The 21,461-nt window shown below is 70.8% G+C and carries 23 protein-coding genes and 1 riboswitch; of the genes, 14 read left to right on the top strand and 9 right to left on the bottom strand.

Going from position 1 to position 21,461, the window contains the following annotated elements; genetic code table 11:
• The first annotated feature begins 207 nt into the window (after nt 1–207).
• The gene (locus PV396_RS12945) at nt 208–669 is read left to right on the top strand and encodes an ATP-binding protein (RefSeq protein WP_319203846.1); all 462 of its coding nucleotides are present in this window, start codon (nt 208–210) and stop codon (nt 667–669) included.
• Between the two features lie 114 nt (nt 670–783).
• Here PV396_RS12945 and PV396_RS12940 read toward each other — a convergent pair whose 3' ends face one another.
• The 3 genes from PV396_RS12940 to PV396_RS12930 form a co-directional block, all read right to left on the bottom strand.
• Nucleotides 784–1,257: a C40 family peptidase gene (locus PV396_RS12940; protein ID WP_319203844.1), complete on the bottom strand. Its 474-nt coding sequence runs from the start codon at nt 1,255–1,257 to the stop codon at nt 784–786.
• Between the two features lie 3 nt (nt 1,258–1,260).
• A riboswitch (cyclic di-AMP (ydaO/yuaA leader) is annotated at nt 1,261–1,440 on the bottom strand.
• 384 nt (nt 1,441–1,824) lie between these two features.
• On the bottom strand, nt 1,825–2,133 hold the full coding sequence (locus tag PV396_RS12935; protein WP_307629372.1) for a hypothetical protein: 309 nt from the start codon (nt 2,131–2,133) through the stop codon (nt 1,825–1,827).
• Between the two features lie 8 nt (nt 2,134–2,141).
• Nucleotides 2,142–2,786, bottom strand: coding sequence for an ATP-dependent Clp protease proteolytic subunit (locus tag PV396_RS12930; protein WP_416071387.1), 645 nt, complete (start codon nt 2,784–2,786; stop codon nt 2,142–2,144).
• 168 nt (nt 2,787–2,954) lie between these two features.
• Here PV396_RS12930 and PV396_RS12925 point away from each other — a divergent pair, with 168 nt between their 5' ends.
• Nucleotides 2,955–3,230 (top strand): type II toxin-antitoxin system Phd/YefM family antitoxin, encoded by a 276-nt coding sequence (locus tag PV396_RS12925; RefSeq protein ID WP_319203838.1) that lies wholly within the window; start codon nt 2,955–2,957, stop codon nt 3,228–3,230.
• 720 nt (nt 3,231–3,950) lie between these two features.
• Here PV396_RS12925 and PV396_RS12920 read toward each other — a convergent pair.
• The gene (locus PV396_RS12920) at nt 3,951–4,985 is read right to left on the bottom strand and encodes an ABC transporter permease (protein WP_319203836.1); all 1,035 of its coding nucleotides are present in this window, start codon (nt 4,983–4,985) and stop codon (nt 3,951–3,953) included.
• A gap of 115 nt (nt 4,986–5,100) precedes the next feature.
• Between PV396_RS12920 and PV396_RS12915 the strand changes: the two genes are divergently transcribed.
• The 8 genes from PV396_RS12915 (at nt 5,101) to PV396_RS12880 (ending at nt 12,380) form a co-directional block, all read left to right on the top strand.
• Nucleotides 5,101–5,751: a TetR/AcrR family transcriptional regulator gene (locus PV396_RS12915; RefSeq protein WP_319203834.1), complete on the top strand. Its 651-nt coding sequence runs from the start codon at nt 5,101–5,103 to the stop codon at nt 5,749–5,751.
• A gap of 111 nt (nt 5,752–5,862) precedes the next feature.
• Complete coding sequence (locus PV396_RS12910) at nt 5,863–6,165, top strand: urease subunit gamma (RefSeq protein ID WP_053744439.1); 303 nt, start codon at nt 5,863–5,865, stop codon at nt 6,163–6,165.
• A 9-nt stretch (nt 6,166–6,174) separates the two neighbouring features.
• The gene (locus PV396_RS12905) at nt 6,175–6,486 is read left to right on the top strand and encodes an urease subunit beta (RefSeq protein ID WP_055535474.1); all 312 of its coding nucleotides are present in this window, start codon (nt 6,175–6,177) and stop codon (nt 6,484–6,486) included.
• Complete coding sequence (locus PV396_RS12900) at nt 6,479–8,200, top strand: urease subunit alpha (protein WP_319203830.1); 1,722 nt, start codon at nt 6,479–6,481, stop codon at nt 8,198–8,200. The genes PV396_RS12905 and PV396_RS12900 overlap by 8 nt, the downstream gene beginning before the upstream one ends.
• 13 nt (nt 8,201–8,213) lie before the next feature.
• Complete coding sequence (locus PV396_RS12895; RefSeq protein WP_319203828.1) at nt 8,214–8,879, top strand: urease accessory protein UreF; 666 nt, start codon at nt 8,214–8,216, stop codon at nt 8,877–8,879.
• 259 nt (nt 8,880–9,138) lie between these two features.
• Nucleotides 9,139–9,819, top strand: coding sequence for an urease accessory protein UreG (ureG, locus tag PV396_RS12890; RefSeq protein ID WP_319203826.1), 681 nt, complete (start codon nt 9,139–9,141; stop codon nt 9,817–9,819).
• The gene (locus PV396_RS12885) at nt 9,816–10,586 is read left to right on the top strand and encodes an urease accessory protein UreD (RefSeq protein ID WP_319204098.1); all 771 of its coding nucleotides are present in this window, start codon (nt 9,816–9,818) and stop codon (nt 10,584–10,586) included. The genes ureG and PV396_RS12885 overlap by 4 nt, the downstream gene beginning before the upstream one ends.
• Nucleotides 10,587–10,784: 198 nt before the next feature.
• The gene (locus PV396_RS12880; protein ID WP_319203824.1) at nt 10,785–12,380 is read left to right on the top strand and encodes an alpha/beta hydrolase; all 1,596 of its coding nucleotides are present in this window, start codon (nt 10,785–10,787) and stop codon (nt 12,378–12,380) included.
• Between the two features lie 92 nt (nt 12,381–12,472).
• Here PV396_RS12880 and PV396_RS12875 read toward each other — a convergent pair whose 3' ends face one another.
• The 5 genes from PV396_RS12875 to PV396_RS12855 form a co-directional block, all read right to left on the bottom strand.
• Nucleotides 12,473–13,483, bottom strand: a complete 1,011-nt coding sequence (locus PV396_RS12875) for an NAD(P)-dependent oxidoreductase (RefSeq protein WP_319204096.1) — start codon at nt 13,481–13,483, stop codon at nt 12,473–12,475.
• Nucleotides 13,484–13,591: 108 nt separating this feature from the next.
• Complete coding sequence (locus PV396_RS12870) at nt 13,592–14,329, bottom strand: lysophospholipid acyltransferase family protein (protein WP_319203822.1); 738 nt, start codon at nt 14,327–14,329, stop codon at nt 13,592–13,594.
• Between the two features lie 99 nt (nt 14,330–14,428).
• On the bottom strand, nt 14,429–15,703 hold the full coding sequence (gene rocD / locus PV396_RS12865) for an ornithine--oxo-acid transaminase (protein WP_319203820.1): 1,275 nt from the start codon (nt 15,701–15,703) through the stop codon (nt 14,429–14,431).
• Nucleotides 15,700–16,530 (bottom strand): dimethylargininase, encoded by an 831-nt coding sequence (gene ddaH / locus PV396_RS12860; RefSeq protein ID WP_319203818.1) that lies wholly within the window; start codon nt 16,528–16,530, stop codon nt 15,700–15,702. Before ddaH ends, rocD begins: the two co-directional genes overlap by 4 nt.
• 124 nt (nt 16,531–16,654) lie before the next feature.
• Nucleotides 16,655–17,170, bottom strand: a complete 516-nt coding sequence (locus tag PV396_RS12855) for an Lrp/AsnC family transcriptional regulator (protein WP_319203815.1) — start codon at nt 17,168–17,170, stop codon at nt 16,655–16,657.
• 112 nt (nt 17,171–17,282) lie between these two features.
• On the opposite strand from PV396_RS12855, the gene PV396_RS12850 reads away from it, so the two are divergent.
• Genes PV396_RS12850 through PV396_RS12835 form a run of 4 tightly spaced genes read left to right on the top strand, consistent with a single transcriptional unit; the run spans nt 17,283 to nt 21,458 of the window.
• Nucleotides 17,283–18,050, top strand: coding sequence for a response regulator transcription factor (locus tag PV396_RS12850; protein ID WP_319203813.1), 768 nt, complete (start codon nt 17,283–17,285; stop codon nt 18,048–18,050).
• 16 nt (nt 18,051–18,066) lie between these two features.
• Complete coding sequence (locus tag PV396_RS12845; protein ID WP_319203811.1) at nt 18,067–18,432, top strand: hypothetical protein; 366 nt, start codon at nt 18,067–18,069, stop codon at nt 18,430–18,432.
• Nucleotides 18,433–18,474: 42 nt separating this feature from the next.
• Complete coding sequence (locus PV396_RS12840; RefSeq protein ID WP_319203809.1) at nt 18,475–20,247, top strand: cation acetate symporter; 1,773 nt, start codon at nt 18,475–18,477, stop codon at nt 20,245–20,247.
• Nucleotides 20,244–21,458, top strand: coding sequence for a sensor histidine kinase (locus tag PV396_RS12835; protein WP_319203806.1), 1,215 nt, complete (start codon nt 20,244–20,246; stop codon nt 21,456–21,458). Before PV396_RS12840 ends, PV396_RS12835 begins: the two co-directional genes overlap by 4 nt.
• Nucleotides 21,459–21,461 lie beyond the last annotated feature (3 nt).

Below are 21,461 nucleotides of genomic sequence, written 5' to 3'. Positions count from 1 at the left end.
ACTCCTTACTCCTTATGAGCCGCGCAAATACGCTCTGGGGTCGCAGAGTTCACCGCTTCGAGCGACAGATATATGCACATCTTGGTGGATCGCACCCCGTGACCGGCGCGGGAATGGCAGTCTGGCGCGAAGCACCAGTCCGGGACCGTACTCGAACCAGCCGCTCCGTGTCGGGCTCCGGTTCCGTGGGAAAGGGACGACCTCGCCATGGCAGACCATCTGGAAGCATCCGTCACTCTGCCGAGCGATCCCGCCTCGGTCTCCGCCGCCCGCGCGTATGTGGCCGATGTGCTGGCGGAATGGGGCCTGCGGGGTGACACCGAAGCCGCCGACACCATCCGTCTGATCGTCTCGGAACTCGCCACCAACGCCGTACAGCACACCTTCGGGTTGTCACCCGCCTTCACGGTGGACATCGCCCTCGACCGTGACGAGAACCTGCGCATCGGCGTCACGGACAGTCACCCGCGCTTCCCCAAGCGGCTGCCCGCAGCGGTCCAGCAGGACAACGGCCGCGGGATGGTCATCATCCGCTGGCTGACCGCGGAGGCGGGCGGCAGACTGTGCGTGCGGCCCACCCGGGAGGGCGGAAAGACGGTATCGATCGAACTCCCGTGGACGGCCCCCGTCCGGCCCCCGGTAACGGCGTCGGGCCAGCAGGAGCCGTAACGGTTCGGCGGCACTGCACACGTACTGCGTCCGCTGCGCAGCCCGGCCTGATGAAACGGCAACGGGACGGGAGCGGCGGGTCCAGGCCAGGCCGCCGCTCCCGCCCCGCGCAGGTCAGCTGACCCGGCCGTACCAGACGCTCTTCGTCCAGATCTTCTGGAGCTTCACGACATCCCCGGTCTTCGGGGAGTGCCAGATCTTTCCCTTCCCGGCGTAGATGCCCACGTGGTACACGTTCTTGCCCGAGTGGAAGAAGACCAGGTCCCCGCTTTTGCGGCTCTTGGCGGAGATGTGCTTGGTCCTGTTGTACTGGGCGGCCGCCGTACGCGGCAGGGACTTGCCCGCCTTCTTGAACGAATACTGCGTGAGACCGGAGCAGTCGAACTTCTTCGGTCCCGCGGCCCCGTACTTGTACGGGGAGCCCTTCTTGGAGGCCGCGATCTGAAGTGCCTTCGTCTGTGGTGTGACCGCCGCGGCGTCCGTGTTGACGCCTGGGAGCACCAGACCGCCGCCCACAGCGGCGAGGGTGAGAGCCGAGACCGTACCGGCCCGGGTCATCATCGACGGGACACGATTGAGCGCAGACATGCGCAACCCTTCGTCAGCCGCCTGTGAAGGATGACCTGTCGGATTCGGGCTGGCGAAGTTGCCCGGCCGCTGACGCGGCTTCACCCCAAGGGCTGCTCGGCCCGGTCATGGCGTGACCGTTCCGGCGACCCGTCGTGCTTGGGTCCTCCACTCCTGCCGATGCACATCTGTCGACCGGTCATCCGGGCGGCGGCAGGACTCGGCGTCCGCCCGGATCGCCCCGCCGCTTGTGGCGGGGGCTTGTCGTCAGGAAGGGATCTTGGCTCATGGAAGTGGGAAAATCCCAATGGAATCGGGGCTTTGTGGCGTTACTCACCGCTGACCCGTTCGGGTGGACACCCGTACCCTGGCACGACTTTCGATGGGGTCGCGCACCCTCGGACCAGGGCCGAAACGCCTCGATTCCGCATGTCGACCGCGCGTGTCGAGCAACTCGGCCGGTCTAATCGGCGGACCTTCGTCTACTCCGAACGGGGGATGGCTTTCGGCCGTCTCCCGGCCCGTTTTGGACAAGCGCGTCACCGGGGCACCTGGGCGCGCCCGGTACGGACCGGCAGACCGGATGCGTCAACTGGCGGGCTCACGCGGAACGATGACACGCGCCGTGCGGCGCTCCCCGTCCAGGACGCGCAGCGCACGCGCCAGCGTATCCGCGTGGACCTCCGCCTCGCCCCGCTGATGCATCAACTCCAGCGCGTCCCGCAGGGCGACCGCCTTGGCGACCAGTGCCTGCGCGGCCCGCAGTCCGCGGTACGTGTCCCCGTGATACGCCGGGTTGATACGGCCGAGCAGATCGGCCACTTCGAGGTAACGGTCGATCAACTCGCCCTCCGCGCGCGTCAGAGCGGGCAGCGGAGGCAGTTCGGGCGGAAGCATCGGTGGGCTCACCTCGTGCCGGGGGCGGGGTCCGAGGACCTGCGGCTGGGCACGATCCGGTCCACCAGCCCGTATTCCAGCGCGCCCTGGGCATCCAGGATCTTGTCCCGCTCGATGTCTGCGGCGACCTGCTCCGGGCTCCGGCCGGTGTGCCGTACGAGCAGTTCTTCCAGCAGGTTACGGACCCGGGCCAACTCCTGGGCCTGGATGGCGAGATCGCTCACCTGACCCTGGATCGGCTCGGACAGCGAGGGCTGGTGGATCATCACCCGGGCCCCCGGCAGCGCGCTGCGCTTGCCCGGCGTTCCTGCGGCCAGCAGTACGGCCGCCGCGGAGGCCGCCTGGCCCAGACAGATCGTCTCCACCTCGCAGGTGACGAACTGCATCGTGTCGTAGATCGCCGTCATCGCGCTGAACGAGCCGCCGGGGGAGTTGATGTACAGCGAGATGTCCCGTTCGGGCGCCAGATATTCGAGATGCATGAGCTGTGCCATCACGTCGTTCGCCGAGATGTCGTCGACCGGGGTCCCGAGAAAGACGATCCGCTCCTCGAGGAGCTTCGAGTACGGATCCAGCGTCCGGGACCCGGAGCTGGTGCGTTCGGTGAACTCGGGCAGTACATGGCGGGCCGACGGGACGTCGATGTCGTTCATGGCGTGCGCCTCCTCAATGGCTTCCGTAAAAAATGTACAGGACGTACAGAGTGCCGCGCGAGGGGCCGCGAGACCTGCTCGCTGACGGCGAAACCCCGCGGAGCGGCGGGCCCCACGGGGTTCGTCCGCTCTGCGGGGGCTCGGGGAGGCGGGTCTAAGCTGGAACACATGGCCTACGAGATTCCGGTGACGCAAGCCAGGGCTGAGCTCGCCGACCTGATCAACAAGGTGGTGTACGGCGGTGAGCGCGTCGTCGTGACGCGGCACGGCAAGCCCCTGGTCGCCCTCGTCTCCGCGGCCGACCTGGAACGCCTCGACGAACTCGACGCGGCGGAGGAGCAGGTCATCAGCGCGGTCTCCAGCGTCCGGGAGGTCGCCACCGCACCGGTCGAACGGCAGCGGTTCGGCATCGCGGCGGAACACCAGCGACCCGGAGCACGCTGAGCGAGGGTGCCGCCGACGGACGGCGGCGCGGAACGCGAAAGGGCGCTGGGCGCCCTGTCCGCCGTAGCGGGTGGAGGGCGGTTCGGTCGGTTTCACGAGGGCCGGTTTCCGTTCGGCGGCGGTAGCCAAACCCCGGCCGTGGTTCCCGTCCTCCGTATGCCTCTTGAGCACGCGGTAGAGCGGCGGCGGTTCCGGGTGGTTCGGTCGGTTCGCGAGGGTCGGACCCTGTTCGACGAAGGTAGGCCACCCGCCTGCGGTTCGCGTCCTCCGGACGCCTCTTGCGCACCGCCATCGAGCGGGACACCGCCCAGGTCCCGGTGGCGCCCACAGGGCGTCCGGGAGGTCGCCGCGCCGCGCCGGTCGGCGGCAGCGGTTTGGTATCGCGGCGGAGCACCAGCGGTCCGGAACGCGCTGAGCAGCGGGTGTTGCCGACGGGCGGCGGCGCGGAGCGCGACAAGGTGCGGCTGGCCTGTCTGCGGTAGCGGAATCCGGTCTGTTCGGTGCGTTTCGCGAGGGCCGGTCCCGTTCGGCGGCGGTAGCCGATCCGCCCGCTGTTCCGGTACTCCGTACGCCCAGGTCCCGGTGCTGCCCGGCAGCGTCTTGGAGGTCGCCGCCGCGTCGGTCGAGCTGTAGTGGTTCGGTATCGCGGCGGAGTATCAGCGAGAACCGGGTGCCCTGGCCGTGTGGCTGGGGCACCCGGGGCGGGTGAGATCGGTTCGGTCAGTTCGACAGGGCCGGTTCCCGTTCGGCGGCGGGTGCCGGCTCGGTGGTCCCGTCCTCCGTGCGGCGCTTGAGCGCGCTGCCCAGTAGGACCGCGCCCAGGCCCAGCGTTGCCCACCAGGTCAGGGTCAGGGCGGGGCCCAGGGCCGCCGCGCCGTCGAAGAACGACACCGAGCGGAGCAGGGAGGCGCCCGCGCCCGGCGGCAGCCACTGGCCGATCGTGCCGACCGGCTCGGGCAGCAGCTGCGGGGCGCTGGAGGCCCCGGAGAACGGGTTGCCGAGCAGGATGACGGTCAGGCCGCCGAGGGCGATGCCCGCGGTGCCGAACAGTGCGGCCAGTCCGGCGATCACGGAGCTCGCGGCGAGGGTCGTCAGGGCCAGCGAGGCGGCCTCGGCCCACCAGTCACCGGTGAGCACGCCGAGCCAGCTGTGCGCGACCGCGGCGGCGACGACCCCGACCAGCGCGGCGGCGGCGACCAGGGTGCCGGTCGCGCGCAGCCCGCGTACCCCGAGCAGGGTGACCACCGCGCCGGCGGCCACGCCGGCCAGCGCCAGCGGCAGCACGCTCGCGCTGAACGCGCCGCCCCGCGGGTCGTTCGCGGCGGCCGGAACGACGTCCACGGTCCTGACCTGGGCGCCGGATCCACCCGACGCCGCCGCCTGTTGGGCCACCGCCTGCTGGAGGAGCTGCGCGACGACCGGGCTCGCGGCCGACGCGGTGAGCAGCTCCGGGCCCTGCGCGGTGACGACGACGGCGCCGTATACGGTCCGGTTCTCGATGGCTTCCCGGGCGGCGGCCTCGTCGGCGTACCGGTGGATCTCGAAGGCGCCCTCGTGGGCGGACAGCTGCCGCTCCACCTGGGTGACCGCGGTGGCCGGGCCCGCCACGCCGAGGGGCAGGTCGCGAGGCGCGGTGCGGGAGGCGGGCCAAGCGAAGGCCCAGAGGGCCAGCGCGACCAGGACGGGGGCCAGGACGACTACGGCGATCATGTGGCGGCGGTGCGCCTGGGGCGACGCCGCGGACGTGGTGGGCATGGGGTCCCTCGAATCGACGGAGTAAAAAGAAGGATCGTTCGTTTTTGGTGCGTCACCACCGTCCTGCGATCGGCCGGTCTTGTCAAGAAGGAATGTTCGTTTTAGTTTGTGCGGCATGGCCCGCGTATCCCAGGAACACCTCGACGCCCGACGCCGTCAGATCCTCGACGGGGCGGCCCTCTGCTTCGCCCGCAACGGCTTCCACGCCACCTCGATGCAGGACGTGCTCAAGGAGGTCGATCTCTCCGCCGGGGCCGTCTACCGCTACTTCAGCGGCAAGGAGGAGCTGATCGCCGCCATCGTCACCGAGGTGCTCCAGGAGGTCGGTAACGCCTTCGAGACGGCGGGCGAGCAGAACCCGCCACCACCGCCGGACGTGATCGTGGGCGAGGTGATGGGCAGGATGATGGGCCTGCGCCCGGGGCTGACGCACGAAGGGGCGGCCATCTACCCCCGGCTGATCGTCCAGGTGTGGGGTGAGACGCTGCGCGATCCCGAGCTGTCGAAGGTGCTCAACTCGGGCTACGCGAAGATCCGCGAGCCGTGGGTGCTGCTCGTCGAGCGCTATCAGGAAGCCGGGATGATGCGTGCCGACGTATCCGCCGAGAGCGTCGCGCGGACCATGATCGCCGCGGCTCAGGGCTTCGTCGCGCAGATGGCCCTCTTCGGCGTCGCGCCGGTGGAAGTGCTTCAGGACGGTTTGCGCGGTCTGATGAGCATGGGCGCGCCCGTTCGGAGCGACGAGAGTGGATCACAGGCCGGTTAACGTCCTTGAAACTCCGGCCAACTAGCGTGCCCATCTCGCCACCAGCGGTTTTGGTGGCACCGGGCCACCGGACCCCGCACGGTCCGGAGCGAGAATGTGAGGTGGGAAGCCGTGCAACTGACCCCGCACGAGCAGGAGAGGCTGCTGATCCATGTGGCGGCGGACGTGGCCGAGAAGCGCCGGGCCCGTGGGCTCAGGCTGAACCATCCCGAGGCGGTCGCGCTGATCACCTCGCACATCCTCGAGGGTGCCCGTGACGGCCGTACGGTCGCCGAGCTGATGTCCTCCGGTCGCACGCTGCTGACCAGGGAAGACGTCATGGAGGGCATCCCCGAGATGATCCACGACGTACAGGTCGAGGCGACCTTCCCGGACGGCACCAAGCTCGTCACCGTCCACGACCCGATCGTCTGAGGGGCTGTCGTGATTCCCGGAGAGATCCTGTTCGCCGACGGCCCCGTTGTGTACAACGAGGGCCGCGAGGTCACGTCGATGACCGTGCTGAACGCCGCCGACCGGCCCGTCCAGGTCGGCTCCCACTACCACTTCGCCGAGGCCAACCCCGGCCTGGAGTTCGACCGCGCGGCAGCGCGCGGCAAGCGGCTCAACATCGCCGCCGGCACCGCCGTACGCTTCGAACCCGGGATCCCCGTCGACGTAGAACTCGTTCCGCTCACCGGCGCGCGCATCGTGCCCGGACTGCGCGGGGAGACCGGAGGTGCCCTCGATGCCTGAGATCTCGCGTGCCGCGTACGCCGACCTGTTCGGCCCGACCACCGGCGACCGTATCCGGCTCGCCGACACCGACCTGCTGATCGAGATCGAGGAGGACCGCAGCGGCGGCCCCGGTCTCGCCGGTGACGAGGCGGTGTTCGGCGGTGGCAAGGTCATCCGCGAATCCATGGGCCAGGCTCGCGCTACGCGCGCAGACGGCACTCCGGACACGGTCATCACGGGCGCCGTGATCGTCGACCACTGGGGGATCGTCAAGGCCGACATCGGTATCCGCGACGGCCGGATCACCGGCATCGGCAAAGCGGGCAACCCCGACACGATGGACGGGATCCACCCCGACCTGGTCATCGGCCCCGAGACCGAGATCATCGCGGGCAACGGGCGGATCGTGACGGCGGGCGCCATCGACGCGCACGTCCATCTGATCTGCCCGCAGATCGCCGACGAGGCGCTCGCCTCGGGCATCACGACCCTCGTCGGCGGCGGCACGGGTCCCGCCGAGGGGTCGAAGGCGACGACGGTGACCCCGGGTCCCTGGCATCTCGCCCGGATGCTGGAGGCGATGGAGCAGTACCCCCTCAACTTCGGCCTGCTCGGCAAGGGCAACACCGTCTCGCACGACGCGATGCTCTCCCAGATCCGCGGCGGCGCCCTCGGCCTGAAGATCCACGAGGACTGGGGCTCGACCCCGGCCGCCATCGACGCGGCCCTCACCGTCGCCGACCGCACCGGCATCCAGGTCGCCATCCACACGGACACCCTCAACGAGGCCGGATTCGTGGCCGACACGCTCGCGGCCATCGCGGGCCGGGGCATCCACGCCTACCACACCGAGGGTGCGGGCGGCGGGCACGCGCCGGACATCATGTCCGTGGTCTCCGAGCCGCACGTCCTGCCCAGCTCGACCAATCCGACGCGGCCGTACACCGTCAACACCGCCGAGGAACACCTCGACATGCTGATGGTCTGCCACCACCTGAACGCGGCGGTGCCGGAGGACCTGGCGTTCGCCGAGTCACGCATCCGGCCCTCGACGATCGGGGCGGAGGACATCCTGCACGACCTGGGCGCGATCTCCATCATCTCCTCCGACGCCCAGGCCATGGGCCGGGTCGGCGAGGTCATCATGCGGACCTGGCAGACCGCCCATGTGATGAAGCGGCGCCGGGGCGCTCTCCCGGGCGACGGCAGCGCCGACAACCATCGTGTACGTCGATATGTCGCCAAGTACACGATCAACCCGGCCCTCGCGCAGGGCCTCGCGCGGGAGATCGGCTCCGTGGAGACGGGCAAGCTCGCCGACCTGGTCGTCTGGGAGCCCGCGTTCTTCGGGGTGAAGCCGCAGCTCGTCATCAAGGGCGGCCAGATCGCGTACGCGCAGATGGGCGACGCGAACGCCTCGATCCCGACCCCGCAGCCGATCCTGCCCCGCCCGATGTTCGGCGCGATCGGCCGCGCGCCGGCTTCCAACTCCTTCAACTTCGTGGCGCAGTTGGCGATCGAGGACGGCCTGCCGGAACGGCTCCAGCTCGGCAAGCGGTTCGTCGCGATCGAGTCCACCCGCGCGGTGACCAAGGCCGACATGCGGGAGAACGACGCGCGTCCGGACGTACGGATCAACCCCGACAGCTTCGCCGTGCACATCGACGGGGAACTGGTCGAGGCCACGCCGGCCGCCGAACTGCCCATGGCCCAGCGGTACTTCCTCTTCTGATGGGCGGGGTGTGATGAGCAGGGCAGCACTGCTCGTCCTGGCCGACGGCCGCTTCCCCGCCGGAGGGCACGCGCACTCCGGCGGGGCCGAGGCCGCCGTCAAGGCGGGTCGTATCACCGGGGCCGCGAGCCTGGAGGAGTTCTGCCGGGGGCGGTTGCACACGACGGGGCTGGTGTCGGCCGCGCTGGCCGCTGCCGCCGCCGGCGGGACCGATCCGGTGGCCCTCGACGCTGCCGCGGACGCGCGGACACCGTCCCCCGCGTTGCGCGTCGCCGCGCGCAGGCTGGGGCGGCAATTGATGCGGGCGGCGCGGGCCACCTGGCCGTCGGTCGAACTCGACGCGCTGGCCCGGGAGTTCCCCAAGGGCGCGCATCAGCCGGTGGTGCTGGGGCTCGCGGCGCGGGCGGCGGGGCTGGGGGCGGAGGACGCGGCGTACTGCTCGGTGTACGAGTGTGTCAGTGGGCCCGCGACGGCGGTGGTGCGGTTGCTGAGCCTTGATCCGTTCGATGCGACGGGGGTGTTGGCTCGGTTGGCGCCGGAGTTGGACCGGGTGGTGGATCGCGCGGTGGAGGTGGCGGCGTTGGGGGAGGTGGACGCGTTGCCTGCGGGGGCGGCGCCGATGTTGGAGGTGGGGGCGGAGGGGCATGCGGGGTGGACGGTGCGGTTGTTCGCGTCGTAGGGCTTTCTCCGCCCCCGCCGCCCCTACCCGTCCCATCCCTGGGGCTCCGCCCCAGACCCCGCTCCTCAAACGCCGGAGGGGCTGGACGGTGCCGGCCGGGGCTTGATCTTTCAGCCCGTCCGGCGTTTGAGGACGAGAGCGTTCAGCGCGAAAGCGGGGGTCTGGGGGCGCAGCCCCCAGGGATGGGACGGGTAGGGGCGGCGGGGGCGAAGAAAAAACCAGTGACCGAAACCAGAACGAGAAACCGGAGCCGTATTCCATGCACCTCGACCACTCCCACCCCCACGCCGGCGCAGCCGTCAGCGCGGACGCGCGCCGCCCCGACGGCACCCGCCGAGCGCTCCGCATCGGCCTCGGCGGCCCCGTAGGCTCCGGAAAGACCGCCACCGTCGCCGCCCTCTGCCGCGCCCTGCGCGAAACCCTCTCCCTCGCGGTCGTCACCAACGACATCTACACCCGCGAGGACGCCGACTTCCTGCTGCGCGAGGCCGTGCTGCCGCCCGAGCGGATCACCGCCGTGGAGACCGGCGCCTGCCCGCACACCGCGATCCGCGACGACATCTCCGCCAACCTCGAAGCCGTCGAGGACCTCGAGGACGAGGTCGGGCCCCTCGACATCGTCCTCGTCGAGTCCGGCGGCGACAACCTCACCGCCACCTTCTCCAAGGGACTCGTGGACGCGCAGATCTTCGTCATCGACGTCGCCGGCGGGGACGACATCCCGCGCAAGGGCGGCCCCGGCGTCACCACCGCCGACCTGCTCGTCGTCAACAAGACCGACCTCGCACCGTACGTCGGCTCCGACCTCGGCCGGATGGCCGCCGACGCGAAGGCGGCGCGCCGGGACATGCCCGTCGTGTTCCAGTCGCTGCGCAGTGAGGCCGGCGTCACGGAGGTCGCCCTCTGGGTGCGGGCGCAGCTCACGGCGTGGACGGCATGACGGTCGGCGTACGGGCCACCGCGCGGATCGTCGCCCGCGCGGACGGCCGGGGCGGCACCGCCCTGCCGGTGCTCGACGGCGACGGACCGCTGGCGCTGCGCCGTGTCCGCGCGCACGGCGACGAGGCCCGCGTCATGCTGGTCGGAGCCATGAGCGGGCCGCTCGGCGGCGACCACCTCGCCGTCGAGGCGGAGGTGGGGGAGGGCGCCCGACTGCACCTCGCGTCGGCCGCGGCCACCATCGCACTGCCGGGCCAGGCGAAGGGCGAGGCCCGTTACGACGTACGGATCAAGGTCGCCGACGGCGGCGAACTCCGGTGGCTGCCCGAGCAGTTGATCTGCGCCCAGGGCAGCGAGCTGTATGTCGGCACGCGGGTCGATCTCGCGTCCGGGGCCCGGTTCGTGTTCCGGGAGGAGCAGGTGCTCGGGCGCTCCGGTGAGGAACCCGGACGGCTCGGCAGCCGTCTCACGGTGCGGGTCGGGGGGCGGGTCGTCCTCGACCAGGAACTGGCCTGCGGACCCGGAGCGCCGGGCGGCTGGGACGGTCCGGCCGTACTGGCGGGGCATCGCGCGATCGGTCAACTCGTCGTCGTGCGGCCGGAGTTCGCTAACACCCCGGTCGAGGCTCGGATGCTGGGCGGGAGCGCCACGCTCGTACCGCTCGCCGGACCCGCAGCGCTGGTGACCGCGCTCGCGCCGGACGCGCTGCGGCTGCGCCGGGTGCTGGACGAGGGTCTCGCGGCCCTGGAGCCGTCCGGCGGTAGCTGATCGACCGGGGCCTGTGCCTCGCCCCGGTCGATCACGGCAAATCCACACACCGCACCGAATGTCCGCTGAGCGAAACCGACTTCACCGTTTATCGGAATGGTAAAGAACGACGTCCACCCCCTGTTCACAGGTCCCGCACAGCGGCGAGGATCGGTCCCCGTCACCGACCGACAACAACCACGTACGGGGAGGCCCCACTTGAGAGGCACGCAGGCGACGAAGAGAGCCGCGGGGCTCGGTTCTGCCGGAGCACTGGTCACGGCGACCCTGATAGCCGGCGCCGTCGCGGCGCCCTCGGCCAGCGCGGACGCCCGCCACGGCCAGGACCGGGAGACGCGCGGCGCGACGATCGCCGCCGCACGAGCCGCGAAGGCCGGAATCGACTGGCAGGACTGCGCGGCCGACTGGGGCCTGGAGAAGCCGATCCAGTGCGGCTGGGTCACGGTGCCGCTCGACTACGCGAGGCCGTACGGCAAGCAGATCAAGCTCGCCGTCGACCGCATCGGCAACACGGGGACCAAGGAGGAGCGGCAGGGCGCGCTCGTCTACAACCCGGGCGGTCCCGGCGGCTCCGGGCTGCGCTTCCCGCGCCGGGTCACCACGAAGAACCCGCTGTGGACGAACGTGTCGAAGGCCTACGACTTCGTGGGCTTCGACCCGCGGGGAGTCGGCCACTCGGCGCCCATCTCCTGTGTCGACCCGCAGGAGTTCGTGAAGGCGCCCAAGCCCGACCCGGTGCCGGACTCGGAGGCGGACAAGCGCGCCCAGCGCAAGTCGGCCCGCGAGTACGCCGAGGGCTGCTACGAGCGCAGCGGCGAGATGCTGCCGTACATGACCACCCCGAACACCGTGCGCGACCTGGACGTGATCCGTGCCGCGCTGGGGGAAAAGAAGCTCAACTTCCTCGGTGTGTCGTACGGGACGTACATCGCGGCCGTCTACGGGACGCTCTACCCGGGGCACGTCCGCCGCATGATCGCGGACAGTGTGGTCAACCCGTCGCGCGAGAAGATCTGGTACGAGGCCAACCTCGATCAGGACGTCGCCTTCGAGATGCGCTGGAACGACTGGCAGGACTGGGTCGCGAAGAACGACGCCGTCTTCCACCTCGGCACCACACGGGCCCAAGTGCAGGCGAAGTGGCTGGAGTTGAGGGCCACCGCGAAGAAGAACCCGATCGGCGGGCTCGTCGGACCGGCCGAGCTGATCGGCTTCTTCCAGGGCGCCCCCTACTACGACTCGTCGTGGATTCCGGTCGCCACCGTGTTCAGCAAGTACTTCGCGGGCGACACCCAGGCGCTCGTCGACGCGGCGGCCCCCGACCTCACGGACACCGCGGGCAACGCGTCCTCCGAGAACGGGAACGCCGTCTACACGGCCGTCGAGTGCACCGACGCCAAGTGGCCCACGAGCTGGAAGAAGTGGGACCGCGACAACACCCGGCTGCACAAGAACTACCCGTTCCTGACCTGGGCCAACGCCTGGATGAACCTGCCGTGCGCGACCTGGCCGGTCAAGCAGCAGACCCCGGTGAACGTGAAGTCCGGCAAGGGCCTGCCGCCCGTGCTGATCGTGCAGTCCCAGCGTGACGCGGCCACCCCGTACGAAGGTGGCGTCGAACTGCACAAGCGCTTCAAGAACTCCCGGCTGATCACCGAGAAGGACGCGGGCTCCCACGGCGTGACCGGGCTCGTCAACCCGTGCATCAACGAGCGGGTGGACACCTACCTGCTCACCGGCAAGGTGGACGCGGCGGACGTGACCTGCGCCCCGCACGCCACCCCGAAGCCGTAGCGGTCGGCAGCCGGCGGCAGCAGTAGTCCCTGTCAGTCAGTCGTACGAGGTGTGGGGCGGCCCGGAGATCCTTCCGGGCCGCCCCACACCCGTCACGCCGACCAGGCGTCCTCCGCCGCGTAGTCGAAGAGGTCGCCGTACGTCTCGTACATCTTGGGATACGCCTCCCGCCAGTCCCGCCCCGCCAGGCGCCCCTCGATCCAGGCGACGGTCTCCGGCAGGGTCTGGGCGTACGAGACGACGGGCCGGTAGCCCAACTCCCGTTCGGCGGCGGACATGTCGAACACCACGGGCACCGGGACCGACCACGGGGTGTCGCCCACCGTGGGAGCCGGCGGCGGACCGTCCACCAGCACGTTCTCCACCTCGACGCCCATCACGGCGTCGATGGCCCCGGCGATCTCCGCCACCGTCGGCGCCTCCGGATCGACGGCGTTCAGGGCCCGGGCGCCCGGCCGGACGGCGGCCAGCCGGATCAGCTCGGCGATGTTGTGGACGCTCGCCGGATGGAAACGGCTCTCGCCGCCGTAGGGAAGGACGCGCCGGCGCCGCCCGTCCAGGTTGCGCTTGACGAAGTACAGCTCGCGCGGGGTCCGGCAGTACGGCCCGTGGATGGCGCCCGCCCGCAGCAGCGTGGTCGGCAACTGGTCGGCGACGGCGAGGAGTTCGTGTTCGAGGCCAGCCTTCCGGGTGCTGTACGAGCCCTCACCCGGCGGGACCGTGCGCTGCTCCTCGGGGACGGGTACCGGGTACTCGGGGAAGCCGTCGGGCTCCGCCTGTGTGTCGAAGTTGCGTCCCTTGTCGTCCTCGTACACGGACACACTGGAGATCACCACGGCCGATCCGACCCGCCCGGCGAGGCCGGTCAACTGCCGTGCGTGCTCCGGCCCGAACGCCACCATGTCCACGAGGACGTCGCACCCGTCGCCCACCACCGACGCGAGCGCCGCGTCGTCGGCCCGGTCGGCGGTCGCGACCCGCACCTCGTCCGGCCAGCTGTCGTCTCGCCCGCCGCCCCGCGAGACGGCGGTCACCTCCCATCCGTCGCGGGCGAGTGCCCGCACGGCCACCCGTCCGATCTGCCCGGTCGCTCCGATCACCACAGCTCGTCTCATGGGGCGACCGTAACCGCTGTGATCGCCGGGCCCGGCGAAGATTAGCTGTCAGCAGACGCGGCTGAGGTGGGACAGCGCCGGACGGCACCGGAGGTCTCAACTGAGCGGCATACGCGGGAACTTGCGCCCTCGCTGCCCCTTCTCGGCGGCCTTCTGCGCGGCCTCTTCCTGCTTGACGACGGCCGCGTACTGGTCGACGTACTCCTGCTCGGAGAGGGCGAGGATGGCGTACATGATCTCGTCGGTGATGGCCCGCAGAATCGCCTTCTCGCCCTCCATCCCCTCGTACCGGGAGAAGTCGAGAGGCTTGCCGAAGCGGATCCCCACCGGATGGATGTTCGGGATGACCTTGCCGGGCGGCTGCGCCTCGAAGGTGCCGATCATCGCGCACGGAATGACGGGCACCTTGGCCTTGAGCGCCATGACGGCGACCCCGACCTTGCCCTTGTAGAGCCGCCCGTCGTGCGACCGGGTGCCCTCCGGATAGATACCGAGCAGCTCGTCCTTGCTCAGCACCCCGAGCCCTTCCCGGATGGCCGCCTGCCCCGCCTCCTTGCCGGACCGGTCCACCGGGATCTGGCCGGCGCTGCGGAAGAAGAACGCGGTCAGCCGCCCCTTGAGCCCCGGGCCCGTGAAGTACTCGGCCTTCGCCAGGAAGGTGATGCGCCGCTTGAGGATCGCGGGCATCAGGAAGTGGTCCGAGAACGACAGATGGTTTCCGGCGACGATGGCGGCGCCCGACGACGGTACGTGTTCGAGCCCCTCGATCCGCGGCCGGAAGACAAGTCTCAGCAGCGGACCGAGCAACACGTACTTGAGCACGTAATAGAACACTCCGGCGCTCCTCTGTTCCCCTGGAGGCGATCAGTGTAGGCGCGGCCGTCGTCGGACGTCACCCTTCAGGGGTCACGCTCTGTCGTCACTTGGCCGGTATCAGGTTCCCTGGGCCAGCACCTTCTCCAGAACTCCGAGGGCCGTCCTCAGTTCCTCCGCGCCGATCGTCAGCGGCGGCGCCAGCCGGATCGTCGATCCGTGGGTGTCCTTGACCAGGATCCCTTCCCGCATCAGCCGCTCACTGATCTCCCGTCCGGTGCCGATGGCCGGGTCGATGTCGACCCCCGCCCACAGCCCTCGTGACCGGAATCCGACGACGCCCCTGCCGACCAGCCCGGTAAGGCCGTCGCGCAGCACGACCCCGGACTCGGCCGCCCGACGCTGGAATTCGCCCGTCTCCAGCAGTTCGACCACGGCCTGGCCGACCGCCGCCGCCAGCGGGTTGCCGCCGAACGTCGAGCCGTGTTCGCCCGGGCGCAGCACCCCGAGGACCTCCCGGCGCGCGACCACCGCCGACACCGGCACGATGCCGCCGCCCAGTGCCTTGCCGAGGAGCACCATGTCCGGGACGACGCCCTCGTGGTCGACGGCCAGTGTGCGGCCGGTGCGGCCCAGGCCCGACTGGATCTCGTCGGCGATGAACAGGCAGCCCGTACGGCGCGTCAGTTCGCGTACGCCGGTCAGATAGCCGTCGTCCGGGATCAGGACGCCCGCCTCGCCCTGAATGGGCTCCAGGAGGACGGCAGCCGTCGTCTCGTCGATCGCCTCCTCCAGGGCCGCCAGGTCGTTGTAGGGCACGATCCGGAAGCCCGGCGTGAACGGGCCGAAGCCGGCCCTGGCCGTCTCGTCCGTCGAGAAGCTGACGATCGTCGTCGTACGGCCGTGGAAGTTGTCCGCCGCCACCACGATCGTCGCCCGGTCGGCGGGCACGCCCTTCACGTCGTACGCCCATTTGCGGGCCACCTTGACCGCGCTCTCGACCGCCTCGGCGCCCGTGTTCATCGGCAGGACCATGTCCTGGCCCGTCAGCTCGGCCAGGGAAGTGGCGAACTGGGCCAGTCGGTCGTTGTGGAAGGCGCGGGAGGTGAGGGTGAGGCGGTCCAGCTGGCGGTGGGCCGCCTCGATCAGCGCCGGGTGGCGGTGGCCGAAGTTGAGGGCCGAGTAGCCGGCCAGCATGTCCAGATAGCGGCGGCCCTCGACGTCCTCGACCCAGGCACCCTCGGCGCGGGCCACGACCACGGGCAGCGGGTGGTAATTGTGCGCGAGGACCGGCTCCTCGGCGCGGATCAGGTCCGCGGAGGTGCGTGCGCCGGTGCCCGTGCCTGCACCCGTGCTTGCGCCTGCGCCCGTGGTCGTGCTCGTCGGTGCGGTCATGAGCGGATCTCCTGAGTGCAGCACTTGATGCCGCCGCCGGCCTTGCGGAACTCCGACAGGTCGACGGGGACGGGGAGGTAGCCGTGGCGCGTCAGCTCGGCGGCGAGGGCCGTGGCGCCCGGGTCGATGAAGACGTGGTGGCCGTCCGAGACCGAGTTCAGACCGAACGTGAGCGCGTCCTCACGGGTCGCGACGACCGCGTCCGGGTAGAGCCGCGCCAGCACCTCGCGGCTGCCCGGGGAGAACGCGTCCGGGTAGTACGCGATGTTTCCGTCGTGCCCGTCGTGGCCCTCGTCGAGGACGAACAGCGCCGTGTCCAGGTGGTAGAAGTACGGGTCCGTCAGCTTCAGGCCGATCACCGGGACGCCGAAGTGCTCCTGCACCTCGTGATGGGCCGCACGGGTCGTACGGAAGCCCGTGCCCGCGAGAATCCAGCGGCCGGCCGGGACCAGGTCCCCCTCGCCCTCGCACACAGACTCGGGGCGGTACACGTCGAAGCCCGCCGACTTGAACCACGTCTCGTACGCGGTCGACTCGGGGCGGCGCTCGGGGGCGTGGAAGGAGGAGCCGAAGACACGGCCGGCGACGACGACCGCCGAGTTCGCGGCGAACACCATGTCGGGCAGGCCGGGGACCGGCTCCACGGTGTCCACGGTGTGGCCGTGGGCGCGGTAGGCGCTGATCAGCGAGCGCCACTGCTCCTGGGCCAGATCGATGTCGACCCTGGTGTCGGGGTTCATCCAGGGGTTGATCGCGTACTGCACGGCGAAATGTCTGGGTTCACAGACGAGAAAGCGCCGGGGGCGCGGCACACGGCTGTCGGGCACAGAGGGGTTCCTCCGCTTCCTGCGATGTTCCAAGTGGGATGACACCACGGTAGGAACTGAGCCCGACGCCCGACAAGCGACAACGATTGCGTGTCCGCGCAGGAATCCTGCGTCTTTGACGCCATCAACGCAGGTCTGATGCGCCGTCCGAAGTGTTGTTCGGAGCAGGATGGGTAGCCCCCGCCTCCGGGCTTTCCGGGAGGAGGTGGGACAACACCATGTAGCTGATCGTCTTCCGGATGAACGGCTCCGTACGGATGCGCTCCAGCACGTTCTCGAAGTGCTCCACATCCGTCGCCCGCACATGCAGCAGCGCGTCCGCGCCGCCCGTCACCGTCATCGCCGCCGTGATCTCCGGATGGTTGCGCACCACCTCCGCCAGCCGCCTCGGCGGCGCCGCGCCCTCGCAGTACACCTCCACGTACGCCTCCGTGCTCCAGCCGAGCGCCGAGGGCTCCACCGTCGCGGTGAACCCGGTGATCACACCCGCCTCCCGCAGCCGGTCCACCCGCCGCTTCACCGCGGTGGCCGACAACCCGACCGCCGCACCGATCTCGGCGAAGCTCGTACGGGCGTTCGCCATCAGGGTGGTGATGATCTTCCGGTCAACTCCGTCGAAAGGCGCCGGCCTGCTGTTCATCCGGGCACTGTATCCAGCGACGGCGATCCGACGACGATGAACACAGCGCCGGCGGCGGCCCGCACACCCGGCACATGTGCACACGTACGAATTCCACCTACACTCCACCTTCATGCTGCGCGCCCTCGCCGTCGACGACGAACGCCCCTCCCTGGAGGAGCTGCTGTATCTGCTGCACGCGGACCCACGCATCGACAGCGCCGAGGGAGCGGGCGACGCGACCGAGGCACTGCGCCGCATCAACCGCGCCCTGCAGTCGGGACCCGGCGGACCCGAGGCCATCGACGTCGTGTTCCTCGACATCCACCTGCCCGGCCTCGACGGCCTCGACCTGGCCCGGCTCCTCACCGGGTTCGCCAAACCGCCGCTCGTCGTGTTCGTCACCGCCCACGAGGACTTCGCCGTCCAGGCCTTCGACCTCAAGGCCGTCGACTACGTACTGAAACCCGTACGCAAGGAACGCCTCGCCGAAGCCGTCCGCAGGGCCGCCGAACTCCGCGACAACACCCCGCCCCTCCCCGCGCCCATACCGGTGCACGAGCCCGACCCCGACCACATACCCGTCGAACTCGGCGGCGTGACCCGCTTCGTCGCCGTCGACGACATCACCCACGTCGAGGCCCAGGGCGACTACGCCCGTCTGCACACCGACCGGGGCAGCCACCTCGTACGCATCCCGCTCTCCACCCTCGAGGAGCGCTGGCGCGCCCGCGGGTTTGTCCGCATCCACCGCCGCCATCTCGTCGCCCTGCGGCACATCGGCGAACTCCGCCTCGACGCGGGCACCGTGAGCGTCCTGGTCGGCACCGAGGAACTCCAGGTCAGCCGACGCCACGCCCGGGAGCTGCGGGACCTGCTGATGCGCCGGCCCGCGAGCTGAGAGGCGGAGCCTTCCCGTGCCCCAGGACCCCGCCGAGCGCCGCGTCGTCGTCACCGGACCGCCCCGCCGCGCCCGCCGCACCTCCGGCTACTACCGGCCACGCACCGAGATCGACGAACAGACCACCCTCGGCCACACCTACGTCCGCTCCCTGATGCGCTCCCAACTCCGCGCCGCCCTCGTGGTGTTCGCGGTACTCGCCCTGCTCGTCGCCCCGCTGCCGCTGCTCTTCGCCGCGATGCCCGACGCCCACCACCTGGAGTGGCTGATCCTCGGATTCGGCCTCTACGCGCCGCTGGTGCTGCTCGCCCGCTGGTACGTACGGCGCGCCGAACGTAACGAGCGGGACTTCGTCCGGCTGGTCGAGGACCGGGACCGCTGACGCCATGAACGCGAACAGGACCACGAACGGGAACCGCTCCACATGAACGAGAACTACGCCGTCCCGGCCGTCGCCCTCGTCGTCGTGGCGACGGTCTTCGTCGGCGCGTTCGGCCTGCGCATCTCCCGCACCACCTCCGACTTCTACGTGGCCTCCCGCACCGTCGGCCCCCGCCTCAACGCCACCGCCATCAGCGGCGAGTACCTCTCCGCCGCCTCCTTCCTCGGCATCGCGGGCCTCGTCCTCGTCCAGGGCCCCGACATGCTCTGGTACCCGGTCGGCTACACCGCCGGCTACCTCCTGCTGCTCCTCTTCGTCGCCGCCCCGCTGCGCCGCTCCGGCGCCTACACACTCCCCGACTTCGCCGAGGCCCGCCTCGCCTCGCAGGCCGTACGACGACTCGCCGGAGCCTTCGTCGTCGGCGTCGGCTGGCTCTATCTGCTGCCCCAACTCCAGGGCGCCGGACTGACGTTGGCGGTCCTGACCGACGCGCCCGACTGGGTCGGCGGGGTCATCGTCGCCGTCGTCGTGGTCGCCACCGTCGCCGCCGGAGGCATGCGCAGCATCACCTTCGTACAGGCCTTCCAGTACTGGCTGAAGCTCACCGCGCTGCTCGTCCCGGCCCTCTTCCTCGCCCTCGCCTGGCAGGGCGACGGCGCCCCGCGCCACGCCTTCGACGAACCCGCCACCTTCCGCGAACAGCGTGTCGTCCGGGTCGGGGACGGCCTCGACCTGAAGCTGAAGGCCCCGCTCACCGTCACCGTGACCGGCACGGTCGACGGCCGCCCGCACACGAACCAGGTCCTCCAACTCCCCGCAGGCACCCACCACATCGACCGAGGCACCCTCCTCACCTTCGCCAAGGGCGCCGCCGTCCCGCAGGCCGACCGCGGCACCAACGGAGGCATGTCGACCTCCCTCGCCGAAGGCCGCGAGGAACGCCCGCTGTACGCCACGTACGGCCTGATCCTCGCCACGTTCCTCGGCACCATGGGCCTGCCACACGTCGTGGTCCGCTTCTACACCAGCCCGCACGGCGTCGCCGCCCGCCGCACCACCGTGGCCGTACTCGCCCTCATCGGCGCCTTCTACCTCCTCCCGCCCGTCTACGGCGCCCTGGGCCGCCTCTACGCCCCCGAACTGGCCCTCACCTCCGACGCCGACGCCGCCGTCCTCCTGCTGCCCGACCGCATGATCGGCGGCCTCGGCGGCGACCTGCTGGGCGCACTGGTGGCCGGCGGTGCCTTCGCCGCGTTCCTGTCCACCGCGTCGGGGCTCACCATGGCCGTCGCCGGTGTCCTCACCCAGGACGTCCTGCCCTCGCGCGGCGTACGGCACTTCCGCCTCGGTACGGTCATCGCCATGGCCGTACCGCTCGCCGCCAGCGTCATCGTCGGCGGACTCCCGGTCGCCGACGCCGTCGGGCTCGCCTTCGCCGTCTCCGCGTCGTCCTTCTGCCCGCTGCTCGTCCTCGGCATCTGGTGGCGCCGCCTGACCCCGCCGGGCGCCGCCGCCGGGATGCTGGTCGGCGGGGGCTCCGCGCTCCTCGCCGTGGCCGCCACCATGGCGGGCTTCCCGGGCACGGGCGCCCTGCACGCCCTGCTCGCCTGGCCCGCCCTGTGGTCGGTACCCCTCGGCTTCCTCACCATGGTCCTGGTGTCCCTGGCCACCCCGGCCCGGGTCCCCGCCGGTACGGCGGCCATCCTGGCCCGCTTCCACCTGCCGGAGGAGCTGTCCGGGGCGCACGGCGGCCACGGCGGCCACCCGGGCCACGGCCTCGCGGGAGGCCCCCGTACGGAGGTGACCCGAACGTGAGCGGATTCCTCGCCGGACTCTGCGTGGCCGTCCTGCCGCTGCTGGCCGCCGGATTCTGGCTCGGCCGCCGCGCGGCCCGCCCCGAACGCCTCGGCGGCCTCGGCACCCCCGTCGAGCACGCCACCTTCGAGACCCTGCACACCGCCTCCCTCGCGGCGCCCCCGCTGCGCGCGGGCCTCACCGAGGAGACCGCCGGACGCTCGGCCGGGCGCCTGCGCACCCTGCTCGGCACGGACGCCCTCTGCCTCACCGACCAGGAGTCGGTCCTCGTCTGGGACGGCGTCGGCGAACACCACCGCGCCGAGATCATGGAACGCCTCGCCGGACCCCTGGAGACCGGGCGCGGCGAAGCCTTCCGGCTCACCTGCGACGCCCCGGACTGCCCCCTGCGCTGGGCCGTCGTGGCGCCCCTCACCGTCGACGACCGCGTCCACGGCGCCCTCGTGGCGTGCGCGCCCCGCGAGTCCGCCGTCCTCGTCCGCGCCGCCGGAGAGGTCGCGCGATGGGTCTCGGTCCAACTGGAGCTGGCGGACCTCGACCAGTCCCGCACCCGTCTGATAGAGGCCGAGATCAAGGCACTTCGCGCCCAGATATCCCCGCACTTCATCTTCAACTCGCTCGCGGTGATCGCCTCGTTCGTGCGCACCGACCCCAAGCGCGCCCGCGAACTGCTCCTGGAATTCGCCGACTTCACCCGCTACTCGTTCCGCAGGCACGGCGACTTCACCACCCTCGCCGACGAACTCCACGCCATCGACCACTACTTGGCCCTAGTCCGGGCCCGCTTCGGCGACCGCCTCTCCGTCACCCTCCAGATAGCCCCCGAGGTGCTCCCGGTCGCGCTCCCCTTCCTCTGCCTCCAGCCCCTCGTGGAGAACGCCGTCAAACACGGCCTGGAGGGCAAGGGGGGCCTGGCCGGCAAGAGCCACATCAGCATCACCGCGCAGGACGCGGGCGCCGAGGCCCTGGTCGTCATCGAGGACGACGGCGTGGGCATGGACCCGGTACTGCTCCGCCGTATCCTCGCCGGCGAGATCAGCCCGTCCGGCGGCATCGGTCTCTCGAACGTGGACGACCGACTCCGCCAGGTCTACGGCGACGACCACGGCCTTGTCATCGAGACCGCGCTCGGCGCAGGCATGAAGATCACCGCCCGGCTGCCGAAATACCAGCCGGGCGTGCACTCCGCGGGCCGACTCTTCGAGAACTGACCC

The organism is Streptomyces sp. ME02-8801-2C (genome assembly GCF_033793965.1).
In the GTDB taxonomy this organism is placed as follows: Bacteria; Actinomycetota; Actinomycetes; order Streptomycetales; family Streptomycetaceae; genus Streptomyces.
This window is presented reverse-complemented; position numbering and strand designations above follow the sequence as displayed.

What these genes read in the sequence shown, in the direction of transcription:
- PV396_RS12840 (WP_319203809.1), top strand. Translation starts at nt 18,475, where the DNA reads ATGAACGAGAACTACGCCGTCCCGGCCGTCGCCCTCGTCGTCGTGGCG.
- PV396_RS12885 (WP_319204098.1), top strand. Translation starts at nt 9,816, where the DNA reads ATGACGGTCGGCGTACGGGCCACCGCGCGGATCGTCGCCCGCGCGGAC.
- rocD (WP_319203820.1), bottom strand. Translation starts at nt 15,703, where the DNA reads ATGACCGCACCGACGAGCACGACCACGGGCGCAGGCGCAAGCACGGGT.
- ureG (WP_319203826.1), top strand. Translation starts at nt 9,139, where the DNA reads ATGCACCTCGACCACTCCCACCCCCACGCCGGCGCAGCCGTCAGCGCG.
- PV396_RS12930 (WP_416071387.1), bottom strand. Translation starts at nt 2,786, where the DNA reads ATGAACGACATCGACGTCCCGTCGGCCCGCCATGTACTGCCCGAGTTC.
- PV396_RS12900 (WP_319203830.1), top strand. Translation starts at nt 6,479, where the DNA reads ATGCCTGAGATCTCGCGTGCCGCGTACGCCGACCTGTTCGGCCCGACC.
- PV396_RS12920 (WP_319203836.1), bottom strand. Translation starts at nt 4,985, where the DNA reads ATGCCCACCACGTCCGCGGCGTCGCCCCAGGCGCACCGCCGCCACATG.
- PV396_RS12935 (WP_307629372.1), bottom strand. Translation starts at nt 2,133, where the DNA reads ATGCTTCCGCCCGAACTGCCTCCGCTGCCCGCTCTGACGCGCGCGGAG.
- PV396_RS12850 (WP_319203813.1), top strand. Translation starts at nt 17,283, where the DNA reads ATGCTGCGCGCCCTCGCCGTCGACGACGAACGCCCCTCCCTGGAGGAG.
- PV396_RS12925 (WP_319203838.1), top strand. Translation starts at nt 2,955, where the DNA reads ATGGCCTACGAGATTCCGGTGACGCAAGCCAGGGCTGAGCTCGCCGAC.
- PV396_RS12915 (WP_319203834.1), top strand. Translation starts at nt 5,101, where the DNA reads ATGGCCCGCGTATCCCAGGAACACCTCGACGCCCGACGCCGTCAGATC.
- PV396_RS12945 (WP_319203846.1), top strand. Translation starts at nt 208, where the DNA reads ATGGCAGACCATCTGGAAGCATCCGTCACTCTGCCGAGCGATCCCGCC.
- PV396_RS12855 (WP_319203815.1), bottom strand. Translation starts at nt 17,170, where the DNA reads ATGAACAGCAGGCCGGCGCCTTTCGACGGAGTTGACCGGAAGATCATC.
- PV396_RS12940 (WP_319203844.1), bottom strand. Translation starts at nt 1,257, where the DNA reads ATGTCTGCGCTCAATCGTGTCCCGTCGATGATGACCCGGGCCGGTACG.
- PV396_RS12895 (WP_319203828.1), top strand. Translation starts at nt 8,214, where the DNA reads ATGAGCAGGGCAGCACTGCTCGTCCTGGCCGACGGCCGCTTCCCCGCC.